This is a genomic window from Acinetobacter portensis (genome assembly GCF_009372215.1).
In the GTDB taxonomy this organism is placed as follows: Bacteria; Pseudomonadota; Gammaproteobacteria; order Pseudomonadales; family Moraxellaceae; genus Acinetobacter; species Acinetobacter portensis.
In genome coordinates, this window is record NZ_LWRV01000107.1 from 1 (window position 1) to 20,441 (window position 20,441).

General features: G+C 38.9%; 14 protein-coding genes. 5 read left to right on the top strand and 9 right to left on the bottom strand.

Translation table 11 applies throughout. The annotated features are described in order from the left end of the window. The first annotated feature begins 70 nt into the window (after positions 1-70). Positions 71-715 (top strand): YqiJ family protein, encoded by a 645-nt coding sequence (locus tag A6M14_RS12855; RefSeq protein ID WP_152875567.1) that lies wholly within the window; start codon positions 71-73, stop codon positions 713-715. Positions 716-744: 29 nt separating this feature from the next. Continuing rightward, the gene (locus A6M14_RS12860) at positions 745-2,451 is read left to right on the top strand and encodes a flotillin family protein (RefSeq protein ID WP_152875569.1); all 1,707 of its coding nucleotides are present in this window, start codon (positions 745-747) and stop codon (positions 2,449-2,451) included. A 98-nt stretch (positions 2,452-2,549) separates the two neighbouring features. Here the strand turns inward: A6M14_RS12860 and sucD are convergent, their stop codons facing one another. The 9 genes from sucD to sdhC form a co-directional block, all read right to left on the bottom strand. Further along, complete coding sequence (sucD, locus tag A6M14_RS12865) at positions 2,550-3,440, bottom strand: succinate--CoA ligase subunit alpha (RefSeq protein WP_152875570.1); 891 nt, start codon at positions 3,438-3,440, stop codon at positions 2,550-2,552. Positions 3,441-3,452: 12 nt separating this feature from the next. Next, entirely contained in the window at positions 3,453-4,619 is a 1,167-nt protein-coding gene (gene sucC, locus A6M14_RS12870) for an ADP-forming succinate--CoA ligase subunit beta (RefSeq protein WP_152875571.1), read from the bottom strand. A gap of 171 nt (positions 4,620-4,790) precedes the next feature. Then, the gene (gene lpdA, locus A6M14_RS12875; RefSeq protein WP_152875572.1) at positions 4,791-6,221 is read right to left on the bottom strand and encodes a dihydrolipoyl dehydrogenase; all 1,431 of its coding nucleotides are present in this window, start codon (positions 6,219-6,221) and stop codon (positions 4,791-4,793) included. Between the two features lie 95 nt (positions 6,222-6,316). Beyond that, a complete protein-coding gene (gene odhB, locus A6M14_RS12880; RefSeq protein ID WP_152875574.1) occupies positions 6,317-7,522 on the bottom strand; it encodes a 2-oxoglutarate dehydrogenase complex dihydrolipoyllysine-residue succinyltransferase in 1,206 nt (401 codons plus the stop codon). Positions 7,523-7,540: 18 nt separating this feature from the next. Then, a complete protein-coding gene (locus A6M14_RS12885; RefSeq protein ID WP_152875576.1) occupies positions 7,541-10,357 on the bottom strand; it encodes a 2-oxoglutarate dehydrogenase E1 component in 2,817 nt (938 codons plus the stop codon). Between the two features lie 731 nt (positions 10,358-11,088). After that, positions 11,089-11,799 (bottom strand): succinate dehydrogenase iron-sulfur subunit, encoded by a 711-nt coding sequence (locus tag A6M14_RS12895; RefSeq protein ID WP_152875578.1) that lies wholly within the window; start codon positions 11,797-11,799, stop codon positions 11,089-11,091. 14 nt (positions 11,800-11,813) lie between these two features. After that, positions 11,814-13,712, bottom strand: coding sequence for an FAD-binding protein (locus A6M14_RS12900; protein WP_152875580.1), 1,899 nt, complete (start codon positions 13,710-13,712; stop codon positions 11,814-11,816). Positions 13,713-13,724: 12 nt separating this feature from the next. Then, positions 13,725-14,090, bottom strand: a complete 366-nt coding sequence (sdhD, locus tag A6M14_RS12905) for a succinate dehydrogenase, hydrophobic membrane anchor protein (RefSeq protein WP_152875589.1) — start codon at positions 14,088-14,090, stop codon at positions 13,725-13,727. Beyond that, entirely contained in the window at positions 14,090-14,488 is a 399-nt protein-coding gene (sdhC, locus tag A6M14_RS12910; RefSeq protein WP_152875582.1) for a succinate dehydrogenase, cytochrome b556 subunit, read from the bottom strand. Before sdhC ends, sdhD begins: the two co-directional genes overlap by 1 nt. 1,010 nt (positions 14,489-15,498) lie before the next feature. On the opposite strand from sdhC, the gene gltA reads away from it, so the two are divergent. The 3 genes from gltA to A6M14_RS12925 all read left to right on the top strand — a co-directional run bounded on the left by gltA (position 15,499) and on the right by A6M14_RS12925 (position 20,358). Beyond that, positions 15,499-16,773: a citrate synthase gene (gltA, locus tag A6M14_RS12915; protein WP_152875584.1), complete on the top strand. Its 1,275-nt coding sequence runs from the start codon at positions 15,499-15,501 to the stop codon at positions 16,771-16,773. A 247-nt stretch (positions 16,774-17,020) separates the two neighbouring features. Continuing rightward, on the top strand, positions 17,021-18,565 hold the full coding sequence (locus A6M14_RS12920; RefSeq protein WP_152875586.1) for a peptide MFS transporter: 1,545 nt from the start codon (positions 17,021-17,023) through the stop codon (positions 18,563-18,565). Then, complete coding sequence (locus A6M14_RS12925; RefSeq protein WP_152875588.1) at positions 18,565-20,358, top strand: aminopeptidase P family protein; 1,794 nt, start codon at positions 18,565-18,567, stop codon at positions 20,356-20,358. Before A6M14_RS12920 ends, A6M14_RS12925 begins: the two co-directional genes overlap by 1 nt. Positions 20,359-20,441 lie beyond the last annotated feature (83 nt).

Consider the following 20,441-nt stretch of genomic DNA (forward strand, 5'->3'; position numbering starts at 1 on the left):
CTGCTAGTCTAGAGCCTTATTAATTTTCAAAAACTTACAACCAACCCAAATAAACTAGAGAAATTAAATTATGTGGGAACTACTCACACATCCTTCCAACATTATTTTTAGCATTAGTCTTTGTTTACTTTTCCTACTTGGCACACTCGAAATCATTTTGATGATATTTGGTGGCGGTTCACAAGGTTTCCTCGATCAATTTTTACCAGAAGAATTAAGTACTTCCAAAGATGTTGATGTACATATTGATGGAGAAGCGAATCTTTTTAATTTAATTCTAGATTGGCTATATATCGGAAGAATCCCCCTTTTGGTCTGGTTCATTGTATTTCTTACAGGATACGGCTTAACAGGTTTTATCGTTCAATCTATTTTCCATCAATTTACACAGCATTTTATTAATGTATGGATTATCTCCCCTACCTGCCTAGTTCTTACTATGCCAATTGTTCGTTATAGCTCAATGATCATTGCAAAAATTTTACCTCAAGATGAAACAACAGCAATATATAGTCATGAATTGATTGGACGATCTGCCACAATTATTTTAGGCAAAGCTCAAATCAATTCGCCTGCCGAAGCCAAAGTGATAGATCAACATTCACAAACACATTATGTATTAGTCGAACCTGAATCAGATGAAACGTTTAATCAGGGTGAAACTGTACTTTTAACTGAAAAAACAACTCTAGGCTTTAAAGCAATAAAGAGCTAAATCGAATACAACTAAAGAGAACATGAAGAATGGCTATTTCTAATTTTTATAATGTACTGATTATTGCGGGTGTTATTTTTGCCGCACTTATTTTCATCGGTATTATCATTGCGCGTCTTTATCGACGTTCGAGTAAAGAAATATCTTTTGTACGCACAGGTTTTGGCGGTGAAAAAGTCATTTTGGGTGGTGGTGCAATTGTACTTCCTGTTTTACATGAAATTATTCCCGTAAATATGAACACGCTTCGCCTTGAAGTTAAACGTGCAGATGATCAAGCACTCATTACACGTGATCGCATGCGTGTAGATGTAATGGCAGAATTTTATGTTCGTGTTAAGCCCACAGCAGAATCTATTGCGACAGCTGCCCAAACATTGGGTCAAAAAACCATGTCACCCAATGAATTAAAAAATTTGGTTGAAGGTAAATTTGTAGATTCTTTACGTGCTGTTGCTGCAGAAATGGCAATGGAAGAGCTTCACGAAAAACGTGTCGATTTTGTGCAAAAAGTTCAACAAGTCGTATCAGAAGATTTATTTAAAAACGGCTTAGAATTAGAAACGGTTTCTCTTACAGGGTTAGATCAAACAGGCTTCAAATACTTCAACCCACAAAATGCTTTCGATGCTGAGGGTTTGACGAAGCTTACTGAAACGATTGAAGATCGTCGTCGTAAACGTAATCACATTGAACAAGATGCCGATCTTGCAATCAAAACAAAAAACCTAGAAGCAGAACAAGCTCGTTTACAAATTATTCGTGAAGAAGAATATGCAAAACTTCAACAAGAACGTGAAATTTCTATTCGTAAATCTGAACAAATTGCTGAAATTGCAACACAAGAAGCGGCTAAAAAACGTGAAGCAGAAGAAGCTCAAATTGCCGCTGAACGTGAAGTTGAATTAAAACGAATTGCATCTGCACGTGATATTGAAAATGAAAATATATTAAAAGCACAACTTATTCAAAAAGCACAAGTGGAACAAAAGAAAACCATTGAACTTGCTGAACAAGATCGTGCCATTGCAATTGCTGAAAAATCACGTGCCGAATCTGAAGCAAAAGCCCAAGCAGATCAAGCCCGTGCAGAAGCAGTAAAAGCTGAAGAATTAGTACTCACCGTTCGTGAAACACAACGTGCAGAACGTGAAAAAGCCGTTGAATTAGTTGCCGCAAAACAAGCCGCAGAAAAAGATGCCATTTCAATTACCGTTGCTGCTGAAGCAGGTAAAAAAGCAGCCGTAGATGAAGCTGATGCTATTCGAACAACTGCTGAGGCCGAAGCAGAAAAAGTCCGCTTAAAAGCAAAAGGTGAAGCGGATGCAAAAATACTTTTAGCCGAAGCAATGGAAAAACAATATCAGGTAGATGCAGAAGGTACGAGAGCAGTTAACGAAGCAAATAATATTCTTTCAACAGAACAAGTTGAAATGCAAATTCGCTTAGCATTACTTAAATATTTACCTGAAATTATTCGTGAAAGCGTTAAACCAATGGAGAATATTGATGATATTAAAATTCTTCAAGTAAGCGGTTTAGGTGCTATTTCAGGAACAGGTACAACTGCCGAAAATAGTGAAAATGGCTCAGTTGCTTTATCTGATCAGGTTGTAAATAGTGCTTTACGTTACCGTAGCCAAGCACCGCTTATTGATAGCTTAATGAATGAATTAGGCATTCAAGGTGGCGATATTAATGGCCTAACTCAAAGCTTAAAACCACAGCAGAAATAGTCATATCAAAATAACAAAGTACTAGATAATTTAATTTTTTAAATGATCTAGCACAATAAAAAAGCCCTCAATCGAGGGCTTTTTTATTTAGATTCAGATTAAACCAAACCTTTTTCTTTAAGTACTTGATACATTGTAGAACCTAATTCAGCAGGACTACGCGTATAAGCCATACCTGCTTTTTCAAAGGCTGCAAATTTCTCTTCTGCTGTACCTTTACCACCCGAAATAATTGCTCCCGCATGACCCATACGTTTGCCTTTCGGTGCTGTTACGCCTGCGATATAACCCACAACAGGTTTGGTCACATGCGATTGAATATATTCAGCAGCTTCTTCTTCCGCAGAACCACCAATCTCACCAATCATAATAATGGCTTCAGTTTGTGGATCTTCTTGGAATAATTTCAAGCAATCAATTTGGTTCATACCTGGAATAGGGTCACCACCAATACCAATACACGTAGACTGACCTAAACCAAGCTTGGTTGTTTGAGCAACAGCTTCATAAGTCAAAGTACCTGAACGTGAGATAATTCCAATTTTACCTGGTTGATGAATGTGACCCGGCATAATACCAATCTTACATTCACCCGGAGTAATAATACCCGGACAGTTTGGACCAATTAAACGCGTGTTATTGCCATAAGTTTCTAGGTAACGTTTCGCTTTTAACATATCAATTGTTGGAACACCTTCTGTGATCACAACAATAAGTTCTACACCTGAATCTACCGCTTCAACAATAGAATCTAAAACAAATGGTGCAGGCACATAAATAACTGAAGCATCTGCCTGAGTTTCACGTACCGCTTCTTTCATTGTATTGAATACAGGAAGATCTAAATGAATAGAACCGCCCTTGCCCGGTGTAACACCACCAACAACTTTTGTGCCGTACTCTAAAGCTTGAGCTGAATGGAAAGTACCATTTTTACCAGTAAAGCCTTGTACCAATACTTTTGTGTCTTTATTAATTAATACGCTCATGATTGATACTCCTTAAGCTTTTACTGCAGCAACAATTTTTTCTGCAGCATCGGCTAAGCCATTCGCAGAAATAAGTTTTAGACCCGATTCATCAAGTAATTTCGCACCAAGTTCAGCATTGTTACCTTCAAGGCGAACAACAACAGGAACCGATACATTTACTTCTTGAACCGCTGCAATAATTGCCTCAGCAATCATGTCACAACGCACAATACCACCAAAGATATTAATTAATACGCCTTGAACAGAGCTATCTGCAAGAATGATTTTGAACGCTTCAATTACGCGATCTTTCGTTGCGCCACCACCAACATCTAGGAAGTTTGCAGGTTGACCACCATAAAGCTTAATGATGTCCATCGTTGCCATTGCAAGACCAGCACCATTCACCATACAACCAATATTACCTTCTAAAGCAACATAGTTCAGCTCAAATTCAGATGCTTTAAGCTCACGCTCATTTTCTTGAGATTTATCACGTAAAGCCGCAACTTCAGGTAAGCGATAAAGTGCGTTTGAGTCGATACCTACTTTGGCATCAACACATAAAATTTCACCATTTTCACGAACAGAAAGCGGATTAATTTCAAATAATGCAAAATCATTTTCAACAAATGCTTGATAAGCAGCAGTCATAATTTTTACAAATTGATTAACTTGTTTATCTTTTAGATTTAATGCGAAAGCAACTTCACGTGCTTGGAAAGGTAATAGTCCAACTAATGGATCTACTTCTACTTTAATGATTTTTTCAGGTGTTTCTTCTGCAACTTTTTCAATTTCAACACCACCTTCAGTAGATGCCATGAAAGTTACGCGACGACTTGAGCGATCTACAACCGCACCAAGATATAATTCACGTTCAACAGGATAAACATCTTCCGCAACAAGTACGCTATTAACAGGTTGACCATCGGCATCTGTTTGATACGTTACAAGGCGTGTACCAATAATGCTATTTGCGTAGTCACGAGCTTCTTGTGCAGATTTTACAACCTTAACACCGCCTGCTTTACCACGTCCACCAGCATGTACTTGGGCTTTCATTACGGCAAATTTGCCACCTAGCTGTTCAAATGCTTGCACCGCCTCATCGGCATTCGATGCAATAATACCCTCTTGAACAGGCATACCATATTTTTTTAAAAGAGCCTTTGCTTGATACTCGTGTAGATTCATTTAGTTATTTACCTTTTACTACTTTTCACGTTTTTATGGTCACTGATACTTATGTCGCTTCCGCAATAAGCATCAGCATTTATTAAAAATTATAATTTTATTATTAGATGATTATTCAAACAAAAACAACCACCAAATGTAAAAAGAGCGGCCGAAGCCGCTAATTTTTAATTACTTACGTTTACGCTGAATCGCGTGAATTGCTCGTCCATCAACAGCCAACGCCGCTTCATGAACAACTTCAGAGAATGTTGGGTGACCAAATGTCATCAATTGAAGATCTTCAACAGATGAAACAAACTCAAGTGCAATCATACCTTGGTGAACGATATCAGACGCAGCAGGTCCAATGACGTGCATACCAAGTAAACGGTCAGTTTTTGCATCAGCAACAAACTTCACGAAACCAGCATTTTCACCAGCAGCCATAGCACGACCATTCGCAGCAAAACCAAATTGACCAGTTTTAACTTCGTGACCTTTATCGATAGCTTGCTGTTCTGTTAAACCTACCCACGCAGCTTCTGGATGTGTATAAATTACAGAAATAATTGTATCGTAGTTTACTTGAGCAGCATGACCGTGAATACGTTCAACTGCCATTACGCCCTCTTCCATTGCTTTATGAGCAAGCATTGGACCACGTACCAAGTCACCAATTGCGTATACGCCTTCAACAGAAGTTGCACACCAATCGTTAACTTCAACTAAACCACGTTCAGTTAATTTAATACCGCAATCATCAGCCAATAAGCCTTCAGCATATGCACGACGACCCACACAAACGATTAACTTGTCGAATGCTTGAGTTTTTTCTTCGCCACCTTGCGTGTATTTAACTGTAACTTCAGAACCATTGATTTCTGTACCAGCAACTTTAGCGCCAACACGAATATCAAGACCTTGTTTAGTTAATAATTTTTGGTAGTCTTTTGCCAAAGCTTTATCAGCCATTGGTAAAAATGCATCCATTGCTTCAAATACAACAACTTCCGCACCCAAACGACGCCAAACAGAACCAAGTTCTAAACCAATTACACCTGCACCAATTACACCTAAACGCTTAGGTACTTCTTGGAATTCTAATGCGCCAGTAGAATCAACAATAATATCTTGATCTACAGGGGCTACAGGAATATTTACAGGTACAGAACCAGTCGCAAGAATTACGTATTTAGGTTCTAAAATTTGAGTTTCACCTTCGTGAGAAACAAATTCTACTTTTTTACCTGCAAGTAATTTACCAGTACCTTTTAACCATTCGATACCATTGCCTTTTAATAAGCCATCGATACCCATTGTTAATTGGTCAACAATTTTGTCTTTACGTGCAAGTAGTTTTGCAAGATCAAACTTAACATCACCCGTTGTAATACCGTGATCATCTAAATGATGAACTGTATCTTCGTAGCGATGAGAAGAATCAAGTAAAGCTTTAGAAGGGATACAACCTACGTTTAAGCAAGTACCGCCTAAAGATGGTTTACCTTTATGAATACGCTTTTCAATACACGCAACTTTAAAACCAAGTTGAGCTGCACGAATTGCCGCTTCGTAACCACCTGGGCCACCACCGATTACAACTAAATCGAATTGAGACATTTGTATCTCCAAGCAATCCCCCTCAATCTCCCTTTTTAAGGGGAGAGTTTCCCCTCTTTTTTAAGAGGGGTTAGGGGAGATTTTTAATTAATAAATTATAGATCAAGAATAAGACGTGCTGGCTCTTCTAACAATTCTTTGATTGTTACAAGGAAACCTACAGCTTCTTTACCATCAATTAAACGATGGTCATAAGAAAGTGCTAGGTACATCATTGGCAAGATTTCTACTTGACCATTTACTGCCATAGGACGATCTTGGATTTTATGCATACCCAAAATAGCAGTTTGTGGTGTGTTCAAAATTGGAGTAGATAATAATGAACCGAAAGTACCACCATTAGTAATAGTGAAAGTACCGCCAGTCATATCTTCAATACCCAATTTGCCGTCACGTGCTTTCGCAGCGTAAGCACGGATACCATTTTCAACTTCAGCATAGTTCATACGATCTGTATCACGTAATACAGGTACTACTAAACCACGCTCAGAAGATACAGCAACACCAATGTCATAGAAACCGTGATAAACGATGTCTTCGCCATCAATTGAAGCATTTACAGCTGGGTAGCGTTTAAGTGCTTCAGTTGCAGCCTTAACAAAGAATGACATGAAGCCTAAACGAGCGCCATGACGCTTTTCAAAAGCATCTTTATATTGAGCACGCATTTCCATGATTGGTTTCATGTTCACTTCGTTAAACGTAGTCAACATTGCAGTTTCTTGAGTTGCAGCAAGAAGACGTTCAGCAACACGCTTACGAAGACGAGTCATCGGAACACGTTTTTCGATACGCTCACCAACAGCAACACTTAAAGGTGCAGCAGCAGGTTTAGCTTGATGATTAGCAACGTCTTCTTTAGTGATACGACCACCACGACCAGAACCCGCAACATCACTAGCAGCAATACCAGATTCTGTTAATGCTTTACGAACTGCAGGCGCTTGATCAGCAACTTGCGCACGCTCAACAACAGCTGAAGCACCTGCTTGAGTCTGAGCCGTAGCAGCTTCAACTTTCTCTTCAGATTGAACTGCTTGAGTTTGAGTAGCGCCAGAAACAGCACCCTCTTCAAACTGAGCAATCACTTCATTTGAAAGAACTGTATCGCCTTCATTTTTGATGATTGACGCAATTGTGCCATCAGCAGGAGCTACCACTTCTAAAACAACTTTATCTGTTTCAATATCACAGATTACTTCGTCACGTGATACTGCTTCACCTGGTTGTTTGTGCCAAGTTGCGATTGTTCCATCCGCAACTGATTCTGGGAATACAGGTGCTTTAATTTCGGTTGCCATGATTTTAGAATCTCCTGATTATTCTACGATCGCTAAAGCATCATTTACGAGCTGAGCTTGTTGTTTTGCATGTAAATATGGTGAACCACACGCTGGTGCAGCAGATGCTTCACGGCCCGCATAGCTAATACGTACTTGTTTACCCGTATTCATTACATCGTCATATAAACGTGGAGCAATGAACAACCAAGCGCCTTGGTTTTTCGGTTCTTCTTGAGCCCAAACAATTTCTTTTACGTTTGGATAAGTCGCAAGTACTTCCGCAATACGTTGTTCTGGGTACGGATACAATTGTTCAATACGAATAATTGCCGTATTTTCCAAACCTTTATCACGACGTTTTTCAAGTAAATCGTAATAAACCTTACCACCACAAAGTACTAAACGAGTTACGTCAGCTTTGTTGATGTTGTCGATTTCATCGATCACAGTTTGGAATGTACCAGTTGCTAGCTCATCTAAAGTAGATGTTGCTAACTTGTGACGAAGCAATGACTTCGGTGAAGTCACGATCAACGGTTTACGAATTGGGCGAAGTGCTTGACGACGTAAAGCATGATAAATCTGTGCTGGTGTAGTCGGTGTAATCACTTGCATGTTGTCTTCTGCACAAAGCTGTAAGAAACGCTCTAAACGTGCTGAAGAATGCTCAGGACCTTGACCTTCAAAACCATGAGGAAGAAGCATGGTTAAACCACATGCACGTTCCCATTTGGTTTCACCAGAAGAAATGAATTGGTCAATAACCATTTGCGCACAGTTAGCGAAGTCACCAAACTGAGCTTCCCAAATGATCAAGCTCTTAGGAAGAGTTGTTGCATAACCATATTCAAATGCAAGTACAGCCATTTCCGACAATAATGAGTCATAAATTGCAGTACGTGGTTGGTTTTCTTTCAAGTTGCAAAGTGGGATGTAAGTAGAACCATCTACTTGGTTATGCAGTTTTGCATGACGGTGTGAGAACGTACCACGACCAACATCTTCACCTGTTAAGCGAACCAAGAAACCATCATCTAAAATAGATGCATACGCTAAAGTTTCAGCAGCACCCCAGTTTAGAGGTAATTCACCTGTTTGCATTTTCAAGCGATCATCAATCACTTTAGACACTTGGCGTTGCATTACGAAGCCTTCTGGAAGCTCACGCATTTTTTGACCAAGTTCTTTTAAGCGTTCGATTGGGAAAGTTGTATCCCAAACGTCTGTGTATTCATGACCCACGTATGGAGACCAATCTACAAACATTTTTGTATTTGGTTCTAACACAAGTGCATTAGCAACATGTTTACCCGCTTCAAGATCTGAACGATAATCTTCGATCATTTGATCTGCAGCTACGCGTTCTAATACTTTTTCTTGAACCAATTGATCAGCATATAAAGCACGAGTAGTCGTCTTTTTGTTGATCACTTGATACATCATCGGTTGAGTTGCAGCAGGTTCATCCGCTTCGTTATGACCACGACGACGGTAGCAGAACATGTCAATCACAACATCTTTACGGAATGTATGACGGAAATCATGCGCCAATTGAGTTACAAAAATTACAGCTTCAGGATCATCACCATTTACATGGAAAATTGGAGCCTGAATCATTTTTGCAATATCAGTACAATATTCGGTAGAACGTGCATCACGCGGATCTGAAGTTGTGAAGCCCACTTGGTTGTTTACAACGATGTGAACTGTACCACCCACTGTGTAACCACGAGTTTGCGACATTTGGAAGGTTTCTTGGTTTACACCTTGACCAGCAAAAGCAGCATCACCATGTACGATAATTGGCAATACATCATCACCGCCAATATCTTTACGACGTACTTGACGCGCACGTACAGAACCTTCAACAACAGGTCCTACGATTTCTAAATGAGATGGGTTAAATGCTAATGCTAAGTGAACTTCGCCACCTGGAGTCATTACGTTAGAAGAGAAACCTTGGTGATATTTAACGTCACCAGAACCTCTTTTATGAAGAGACTTACCTTCAAACTCACCGAATAAATCGGCTGGGTTTTTACCCATGATGTTAACAAGAAGGTTCAAACGACCACGGTGTGGCATCCCGATAACAACTTCTTTACAACCTACAGAACCTGCACGTTGAATCAGTTCGTTCACCATAGGAATGAAAGATTCACCACCTTCCACACCAAAACGTTTTGCACCAACGTATTTATTACCAAGGAATTTTTCTAGACCCTCAGCAGCAGTTAAGCGTTCTAATACGTGCTTTTTCTGATCTGCATTAAATCCAAATTGCCCACGTGCACTTTCAAGGCGTTGCTGAATCCAACGTTTTTCCTTGGTGTCCACAATGTGCATGTATTCAACACCAACGGTAGAGCAATAAGTTGCTTCCATTGCTTCAATCATTTCACCTAACGTAGCTTCTGTTTTGCCAATCGCTAGATTACCTGTATTGAATACTGTATCTAAATCAGATTTAGTTAAACCGTGAGCGCTTAATTCTAAATCATAAGCATCTTCACGTTTTGCTAAACCTAATGGATCCAATTTAGCCTTTTGATGACCACGGTTACGATACGCAGCAATAAGTTGTAATACGCCAATTTGACGTTGTCCATGCTCAGAACTTGCACTTTGTACAACAGACTGAACGCGGCTTGAATTACGACCTAATAATAAAAATTGCTCACGCACATTACTATGTGGTTGATCACCTTTTGGAAATTTATCGAAGTATTTACGCCAATCTTCTCCAACTGAATCTGGAGCCGTTAAATACTGCTCATAAATTTCTTCAATATACGCTGCACTATCAGCGGAAAGTTCAGTGTCTAGACGCAACGCGTCAACAACTTCTTGCATTTTTGGACCCATTTCCTATTGCAAAAATATTTACAGGATGCGTTTTAAAGCAAAACCCATGATTTGTAATGTCAAATTGGTGACACCACATTACTCCCCTTTAGGCGTAACCTTTGAGGCGTTATCGCTACATTAGGAGATCCCAATGTAAACAATGAATCATAACGCCCTCAGCGGCATCATCATTCACATATACTCGGCGATACCGAGCAATTTTCTGCAAATCGACTTAGAAAAAACAACAAAGTAGATTACTTTTTCTAAAGCGATTATTTCTCATCACGATTAACCACTGTCTTTTTGACTAAAATTCACACATAAAATGTATGGTTTTTTCAAATATAGTGATACCCGTTATTTTAACACGAACTTTCAACTTGAATTGATTTTTTTGACACATACCTTTAATAAATTGGCTAAATACAGTACATATAATCGCCTATATAATATTGGGCTTTAAATTCTTTAAATCAAGCTCTAAATTATTAAAATTTGATAAAAAATCTTGTTAGCATTCCATTAAATATCACTGTATTTAGCAATATCTATACTAACATTTCAAATTTTAGTTTTCAGCAGAACTTTAAAATTCACACTAAATTCAGAGAGATTTAAATTCTGAAATACATTATAAAAATACTATAAAAGATCAAATGCATTTGTATCATTTTATTACTTATCACATAAAAAAAAGCACACCAAATTAGGTGTGCTTTTTTAACGGTTACAGATTAACCCGCTTGATCAAACATCATGCTACGGATGTGACCAATAGCTTTAGTTGGATTCAAACCTTTAGGGCAAACTGAAACGCAGTTCATGATACCTTTACAACGGAAAAGAGAGAACGGATCGTCAAGACGAGCCAAACGCTCTTGAGTTGCAGTATCACGTGTATCAATAATAAAGCGATACGCATTCAACAATGCAGACGGACCCAAGAATTTATCTGGGTTCCACCAGAATGATGGACATGAAGTAGAACAGCATGCACATAAAATACATTCATACAAACCATCCAAATGTTCACGATCTTCAGGAGACTGTAAACGCTCTTTTGCAGGAGCTGGCTGATTATTAATCAAGAATGGATGAATTTTATCATACTGATCATAGAACTGATTCATGTCTACAACCAAGTCTTTCACAACAGGAAGACCAGGCAATGGACGAATAGTGATTTCATTTGGTAAATCGTTTAGGTTCCAAAGACACGCTAAACCATTTTTACCATTAATGTTCACACCATCTGAACCACAAATACCTTCGCGACATGAACGACGGAACGTTAAAGATTCGTCTTGTACTTTCAATGCAAGAAGCGCATCAAGCAACATACGGTGCTTATCAGTCAACTCAAGTTTGAAAGTTTCCATGTACGGTGCTTTATCCTTATCAGGATCGTAGCGGTAGATATTAAATGTACGAGTACCTCTACTCATCTTACTTCTCCCAATTAGAATGTACGTGGTTTAGGTGGAATTGCATCAACCGACAATGGACGGTAACGCACTGGCTTGTACTCAAGATGGTTATCTGATGAGAACCATAATGTGTGCTTCATCCACTCATCATCACGACGACCGTAAGAATAAGTTGGGTGATCTGGTGGTAATTCGAAATCTACAACCGTATGCGCACCACGACACTCTTTACGAGCAGCAGCTGAAATAAGAGTCGCTTTAGCAACTTCATATAAGTTTTCAACTTCAAGTGCTTCAATACGTGCAGTATTGAATACTTTAGATTTGTCTTTTAAATGAATGTTACGTACACGTGGTTCAATTGCAAGAATCTGTTTAACACCCTCTTCAAGAAGCGCAGATGTACGGAATACACCAGCATGGTCTTGAACGATGTCACGGATTGCATCAGCAACTTCTTGTGCATTCTCACCCGAAGTTGACTCATCAAGATGAGCAATACGTTTGAATGTATTTTCAAGCACAGTTGTTGGAAGTGGTGCATATTCATCACCGTGATGTTTAGTCACGTAATCGATGATGTGTTCACCAGCCGCCTTACCAAATACAACCAAATCAAGAAGTGAGTTCGTACCTAAACGGTTTGCACCATGTACAGATACACATGAACATTCACCAATTGCGTAGAAACCTTTCACTGGTTTAGTGAAGTTACGACCATCTTGGTTTGTAGAATAAACATCTGTGTCTTTATTGTAGTTAGCAACAAGCGCTTCAGTTTCGCGAGATTCTGGTACAACAACTTGACCATGAATGTTTGTAGGAATACCACCCATTTGATAATGGATTGTTGGTACAACTGGAATTGGCTCACGAGTAATATCTACGTTCGCAAACTTCTTACCAATTTCAAACACTGATGGAAGACGCTTCATGATCGTTTCAGCACCCAAGTGCGTCATATCAAGTAGGATGTAGTCTTTCTTAGGACCACAACCACGACCTTCTTTAATTTCTTGGTCCATTGAGCGTGATACGAAATCACGTGGTGCCAAGTCTTTTAAAGTTGGTGCATAGCGTTCCATGAATGGCTCGCCTGAATCGTTACGAAGGATTGCACCTTCACCACGACAACCTTCCGTCAACAATACGCCTGCGCCTGCAACACCCGTTGGGTGGAACTGCCAGAATTCCATATCTTGTAATGGAATACCCGCACGAGCAGCCATACCAAGACCGTCACCAGTATTGATATAAGCGTTTGTAGATGCACGATAAACACGACCTGCACCACCAGTAGCGAATAATGTCGCTTTCGCTTGGAATACAGCAATTTTACCAGTTTCTTGGTCAATCGCAGTTACACCAAGTACATCGCCTGCTTCGTTACGAATAAGATCAAGTGCGATCCATTCTACGAAGAATTGAGTACCCATCTTCACGTTGCTTTGATAAAGCGTATGAAGAAGTGCGTGACCTGTACGATCGGCAGCAGCACATGCACGTGGCACAGCTTTTTCACCGTAGTTTGCAGAGTGACCACCAAATGGACGTTGGTAAATCGTACCATCTGCGTTACGGTCAAAAGGCATACCCAAGTGTTCTAATTCATAAACAACTTGTGGTGCTTCGCGAGTCATAAACTCGATTGCATCTTGGTCACCTAACCAGTCCGAACCTTTAACAGTGTCGTAGAAATGGTAGTGCCAATTATCTTCTTGCATATTACCAAGAGATGCACCAATACCACCCTGCGCTGCAACAGTATGCGAACGAGTTGGGAATACTTTAGTAAGGACAGCAACTTTCAAACCAGCTTGAGCAAGTTGGTAAGACGCACGCATACCTGAACCACCACCACCAACGATGACTGCATCGAAAGTTTCGTGTGGAATGTTTGAGTAGTTTTCTTTAGGGGTTATAGCGCCCATGATATCTTCCTATCAATTCGCCCAGAAAATCTGGATTGCCCAGATTGCGTATGCTAGTACAGCAATAATCACTGCTGAAGTCAGTACAAGGCGTAAACCTGATGCTGAAGGACCCATTTGACGAGTAGTCACATAATCTGTGAATACTTGCCACATACCGATCCAAGCATGTGCAACAAGAGATAAGACTGCCAATAAAGATAATGTCTTCATTGGTGTTGTCATCATAAAACCGTACCACTGTTCAAAGCTGAATCCGCCATTACACAGAATCCAACCCAATACCACTACGGTATAAACAGCCAATACAACAGCACTTACGCGTTGGATAAACCAATCACGAGAACCTGAACCCGTAAAACCTGTAGCACTTTTCATTAGAGTACGATCCATACAAATGCTGCAACAATACCGATTGCAGACAAGATTAATGAAATAGTAGCTGCAATACGACCACTTTGCAGTTCTTCTGCAATACCTTGGTCAGCAAGTAAATGCTTAACACCAGCAATAAAGTGGAAAATTAAGCCAGCTACAAATACCCACACGATGAAACGCACAATAAAGCTATCGAAGATGGCTTGAACTTGTGCAAAACCTTCTGGAGAAGACAATGACTTGTCTAGGATCCATAAAAGTACCGGTACGAGTAAAAATACGATGACACCTGAAAGACGGTGTAAAATTGATGCAATAGCCACAGGGGATTTTAAGTTTACTTCTAAAACTTGACCCATGGACAAATTGACAGGTCTGTTGCTTTTCACAGCGGGCATCCTGTAAGTAAAAACTCCATCCGGAGTTTGTTGGAATTAGTTCGAAGGAAAGCTGGCATAGATAGGCAAGCTTTTGCCTAAATTCAAAACGACACTGAATTATAAAACGTCAAGTTTCAAATTACAAACGGCTCACAAGCCCAATTTTAGTAAAATTCTTTAAATAAGAATCATTAACAGATAATGCAGCACTATAAATTTTATCTATAAAAGTATTAAAAAACACTCCAACCTACTGTTTCACTGTATTTATAAGGTTTAGATGCTACTTTTCACTACAATATCGGGGTGTTAATTTGACTTATGACCTACGACTAAAGGCGGGTGTAAATAGAAAGGTATTGGTTTTTCCCATAAGACAAGCGATAAATATAATCAAGCCTTCATTTCCAAACTAAATACCAATCACCACTTTGATAAACTTTCCAAATATATCCTGAGATTTTATAAAGACTTAATTAGATAAAACATAAAATCACATTCACTTTTATCCTGATTATTTACTCAATGCATCTATTTTTAGATTGTTTTTCAAACAAATTTAAATTTTATTATAAATCAACCAACTATTTTTTAACCAAACAGCACATCAAAACATGATGCTTATATCATTTTCTTTATAGTGATCTAACGATTGGTTTTGCGCTAAAATTTAATGTAAGTTACGAAATTTATAATCTTTTACGCTATTTAGCCATTTACTTAATCAATATTAAGTATGACTTCAATACTTATAATTACTTACAATTAAATAAATATGCATATTTTTTTCTGCAAATTCGTATCAATTTGACATATTATATCGTCCCGATACTGTGATTCTATTATGTTTTTTATAGAACAGGCTTTTGACAAAACAAGTCTTTGTACGTCACTTTTTAGCCCTAAGTATAATTGACAAATTTTCAGTAGCTACTAATCTTATAGCAAATTTGATCTGTCTGATTCGTCCATTCAAAGATGAACTTTTAGAATCAGACCAACATTCACCAGGACAGGAGATCTATTGAATGTCTGAAGCAACTGGCAAAAAAGCCGTTTTACAACTTGATGGCAAAGAAATTGAATTACCAATTTACAGTGGTACATTGGGCCCAGATGTAATCGACGTTAAAGATGTGTTGGCCGCAGGTCACTTCACTTTTGATCCTGGTTTTATGGCTACTGCTGCATGCGAGTCTAAAATCACGTTCATCGATGGCGGCAAAGGTGTTCTTTTACATCGCGGCTATCCGATCGACCAATTAGCAACTAAAGCTGATTACCTTGAAACTTGCTACTTATTATTAAATGGCGAGCTTCCAAATAAAGAGCAAAAAGAAGATTTCGACGCTAAAGTTCGTAACCACACTATGGTTCACGATCAAGTTAGTCGCTTCTATAACGGTTTCCGTCGCGATGCTCACCCAATGGCTATCATGGTTGGTGTAGTTGGTGCGCTCTCTGCGTTCTATCACAACAATTTAGACATTGAAAACGTTGATCACCGTGAAATCACAGCGATCCGTTTAATTGCTAAAATTCCTACTTTAGCTGCTTGGAGCTACAAGTACACTGTTGGTCAACCATTCGTTTACCCACGTAATGACTTGAGCTACGCTGAAAACTTCTTGTACATGATGTTTGCTACTCCTGCAGATCGTGACTACAAAGTTGATCCTATTCTTGCAAAAGCAATGGATCGTATTTTCACGCTTCATGCTGACCACGAACAAAATGCTTCTACATCTACAGTACGTTTAGCTGGTTCTACTGGCGCTAACCCGTATGCATGTATTGCTGCTGGTATCTCTGCACTTTGGGGACCTGCTCACGGCGGCGCGAACGAAGCTGTTCTTAAGATGCTTGATGAAATCGGCTCTGTAGAAAATGTTGCTGGCTTCATGGAAAAAGTGAAAACTAAAGAAGTTAAACTTATGGGCTTCGGTCACCGAGTTTACAAAAACTTCGACCCACGTGCGAAAGTAATGAAAGAAACTTGCGACGAAGTGTTAAGTGCACTTGGTATCAACGACCCTCAATTAGCTTTAGCTATGGAACTTGAACGTATCGCACTTTCTGACGAATACTTCATCAAACGTAACTTATACCCTAACGTAGACTTCTACTCAGGTATCATCCTTAAAGCGATTGGTATCCCAACAGAAATGTTTACTGTAATTTTCGCTCTTGCGCGTACTGTTGGCTGGATCAGCCATTGGTTAGAAATGCATAGCGGTCCTTACAAGATCGGTCGTCCTCGTCAGCTTTACACTGGCGAAGTTCAACGCGATATCGTTCGTTAATACGAACTGCGTTGATCGACAAAAAAAACCACCCTTTCGGGTGGTTTTTTAGATCTAAACTCAATCATTCTTTTTAGTTATACCACTTATTCCAAAGTCAAATTATTTCATTTCAATGACACATAAACACAATAATTTGTATTAAATACACATCACTTTATTACTATTCATCATCAATAGATGCATACAAAAGCCCATATATTGAATATTCACCATGGAATTCAGTAAATATAAATGGACTTTTTATATGCATCAGGATTTAAATAAATACGATCAAGCTTTCTACGGACATCCAAAACCACTCAGAGGATTATTCTTTACTGAACTTTGGGAACGATTTTCCTTTTATGGTATTCGCCCATTATTAGTTCTATATATGGCAGCAATGGTTTCTCAAGGTGGTTTGGGGTTAGACTTACCTACAGCATCTGCCATTGTTGGTTTGTTTGCAGGCTCTATGTACTTAATGACCGTATTTGGCGGTTGGGTTGCCGACAACTGGTTAGGTCAAGCGCGTGCTGTTTGGTACGGCTCAATTATTATGGCATTAGGGCATCTATCTATTGCGCTAACAGCCTTTTCAAGTAATTTCTTTTTCTATTTTGGACTTGTACTCATTGTTCTTGGATCGGGCTTATTCAAGACCTGTATCTCAGTCATTGTGGGCACATTATATGAAGCCAAAGATTCACGACGTGATGCAGGTTTTTCCATTTTCTACATGGGGATCAACCTAGGCTCTTTTGTCGCTCCACTTATTACAGGTTTCTTAATCAAAGATCATGGTTGGCACTTAGGTTTCGGTATTGGCGGTTTAGGTATGCTGGTTGCGCTTATTCTATTTCGCATGATTGCAGTGCCAGAGCTTACAGAATTTAATCAAATTAGAAAAATTGATAGCTCTTGGAAACAAGCCACCAATCTAAACCCTCATGCACCTAAAATTGTATTTGGTTTCTTAGCAGCTTTTGCATTCCTTATTGCATTAATAACACTAGGTGTTATTACAATTAACCCAGTTGCACTCGCAACTTATTTAACAGCTATTATTTGCATAACCATTGTTGGTTACTTTGCTTACTTATTGATTTTTTCAAAAACCACCAAAAAAGAGAAAAAGCAGCTCGTTATTTGTTTCATCTTACTTATTATTGCCGCTTTATTCTGGTCTACATTTGAGCAAACACCAACATCTTTCAACCTATTCGCGCAAGATTTCACAAACAAATATGTGTTCGGATATGAAATTCCAGCCGTTTGGTTTCAGTCTATCAACCCATTATTTGTGATTATATTTGCTCCTATTATGGCTTGGCTGTGGGTAAAACTTGGCAAATCGAATAAAGACCCAAGCTATATCTCAAAATTCATTATTGCCTTAGTGTTTGCAGCCATAGGTTTTGGATTAATGGCACTTGCAAGTTATTCTGTTATTTCTAGTGGTGGTGCCTTAGTTTCACCTTGGTGGCTTATTTCAACCTTCTTCTTACTCACAATTGGTGAGCTTTGCTTAAGCCCTGTTGGTCTTTCAACAATGACCAAATTAGCACCAAGTATTATTCGTGGTCAGGTCATGGGCTTATGGTTTACAGCATCGGCACTTGGTAATTTAATGGCAGGATTAATTGGTGGTCATGTATCTCCAGATTCACTACAAGATTTACCCACTCTATTCATACGCTGTGTAGTTGCATTGATGATTGGTGCTATTGTGTTACTTATCCTTAAAAAACCAATCCTTAAACTTATTTCAGATTGTGATGATAAAGTTAAAACAACGGAAACTGTATAATGAATGCTTCAGAGAAACTTAAGTGCTTACGTGAGCACATGCAACAACACCATATTGACGCTTTCATTGCGCTAAGTGCCGACCCCCATATGTCAGAGTATTTACCTGATTTTTGGAAAATTCGTCAATGGCTCACAGGCTTTACAGGTTCGGTTGGAACAATCGTTGTTACTCAAGAAATTGCAGGTTTATGGGTAGATGGTCGTTATTGGGTTCAAGCAGAAACGCAGCTTAAAAACACAGGTTTTAGCCTCCAAAAACTCACAAGTGATGAAAGCTCAACACATTGGGCTTGGTTAAGTCAAAATCTAAAATCGAACGCAAAGATTTCTGTAAATACGCAAACAGTTTCAGTTCAGCAATTTGAAATTTTAAATCAAATTGCAAAAGAAAAGAATTTTGAGATTATTGAAGATGTCGATTTAATTGCAGAAGTTTGGCAAGACCGCCCTGCTTTGCCACAGCAACCTATTTATGAAATGCAAGACGGTATTAATGCATTATCTCGTGCAGAAAAAATTGCAAAAATTCGCGCAAATTTATCATCAAAAAACATTGAAGGACATTTCATTTCTGCTGTAGATGATATTGCGTGGATTTTAAATTGCCGTGGTGCTGATGTTGAATACAATCCTGTGTTCTTGTCTCATCTTTATATCGATAATCAACAAGCGATTTTATTCTGCGACATCAATAAGTTTAATGATGCTTTACGCACACGTTTTACAAGTGAAAACATTTCTATCTTAGATTATACGCAAAGCCATTCATTCTTAAATGAACTACAGGTTTCTAGTGTCTTAATTGATCCTGCAAAAGTGTCTTACTTCCACCAAAATACTTTAGCTTCTCACATTAAGATTCATCACGATATTAATCCAAGCACTCTATTTAAGTCACAAAAACACGAAAGCGAAATTGCACATATTCGTAATGCTATGCAAAAAGATGGTGTTGCGCTCTGTCATTTCTTCCACTGGTTAGAAACTGCATTAAAGCAAAATAAAGCAATTAATGAACTCACTATCGACGAGAAAATTACAGCTTATCGTGCAGAGCAAGAAGGTTTCATTGGTTTAAGTTTCTCAACCATTGCAGGCTTTAACGCAAATGGTGCACTTCCGCATTATCGCGCTACCCCTGAAAACTATAGCGATATTCAAGGTGATGGCTTATTACTAATTGACTCAGGCGGTCAATATCTAGATGGCACAACAGATATCACCCGTGTGGTTCCTGTGGGCACACCATCGGCTGAGCAAAAACGTGATTACACACTTGTTTTAAAATGCCATATTGCTTTGGCGCAAGTGGTTTACCCTGAAGGTTTAGCTGCACCATTACTCGATTCAATTGCACGTCAACACTTGTGGCAACATCAACTAGATTATAGACATGGCACAGGTCATGGCGTTGGTTTTGCATTAAATGTACACGAAGGTCCACAAGTTTTATCGTATTACGCACCTATTCATGCTTACTCTAAACTTCGTGAAGGGATGATTATTTCCAATGAGCCAGGTTTATATCACGAAGGTCAACACGGTATTCGAATTGAAAACTTAGTGGTAAACCGCTTAAAAGAAAATACAGGCACTATTTATGGCGATTTCCTAGAGTTTGAAACTTTAACATTATGCCCAATTAATATTGATTGTATTGATCAAAGTCTTTTAACAACTGAAGAAAAGGCTTGGTTAAATCAATACCACAGCACTGTTCGTGAAAAGCTTTCACCGTCACTTTCAGGTGAAGTTTTAGATTGGCTAATCTACAACACCCGTAATATTTAAAACACGTATATTTAAAACACGCATATCTGAAACTAGAAACCACCCTTCGGGTGGTTTTTTTCACTAGGGCGTGTCATCAATTA

Bases quoted from the DNA above. Each gene is read 5' to 3' on its own strand.
- gltA (WP_152875584.1), top strand. From the start codon at position 15,499: ATGTCTGAAGCAACTGGCAAAAAAGCCGTTTTACAACTTGATGGCAAA.
- sucD (WP_152875570.1), bottom strand. From the start codon at position 3,440: ATGAGCGTATTAATTAATAAAGACACAAAAGTATTGGTACAAGGCTTT.
- odhB (WP_152875574.1), bottom strand. From the start codon at position 7,522: ATGGCAACCGAAATTAAAGCACCTGTATTCCCAGAATCAGTTGCGGAT.
- A6M14_RS12900 (WP_152875580.1), bottom strand. From the start codon at position 13,712: ATGGGCGCTATAACCCCTAAAGAAAACTACTCAAACATTCCACACGAA.
- A6M14_RS12920 (WP_152875586.1), top strand. From the start codon at position 17,021: ATGCATCAGGATTTAAATAAATACGATCAAGCTTTCTACGGACATCCA.
- A6M14_RS12895 (WP_152875578.1), bottom strand. From the start codon at position 11,799: ATGAGTAGAGGTACTCGTACATTTAATATCTACCGCTACGATCCTGAT.
- A6M14_RS12885 (WP_152875576.1), bottom strand. From the start codon at position 10,357: ATGCAAGAAGTTGTTGACGCGTTGCGTCTAGACACTGAACTTTCCGCT.
- A6M14_RS12925 (WP_152875588.1), top strand. From the start codon at position 18,565: ATGAATGCTTCAGAGAAACTTAAGTGCTTACGTGAGCACATGCAACAA.
- lpdA (WP_152875572.1), bottom strand. From the start codon at position 6,221: ATGTCTCAATTCGATTTAGTTGTAATCGGTGGTGGCCCAGGTGGTTAC.
- A6M14_RS12855 (WP_152875567.1), top strand. From the start codon at position 71: ATGTGGGAACTACTCACACATCCTTCCAACATTATTTTTAGCATTAGT.
- A6M14_RS12860 (WP_152875569.1), top strand. From the start codon at position 745: ATGGCTATTTCTAATTTTTATAATGTACTGATTATTGCGGGTGTTATT.
- sucC (WP_152875571.1), bottom strand. From the start codon at position 4,619: ATGAATCTACACGAGTATCAAGCAAAGGCTCTTTTAAAAAAATATGGT.
- sdhD (WP_152875589.1), bottom strand. From the start codon at position 14,090: ATGAAAAGTGCTACAGGTTTTACGGGTTCAGGTTCTCGTGATTGGTTT.
- sdhC (WP_152875582.1), bottom strand. From the start codon at position 14,488: ATGCCCGCTGTGAAAAGCAACAGACCTGTCAATTTGTCCATGGGTCAA.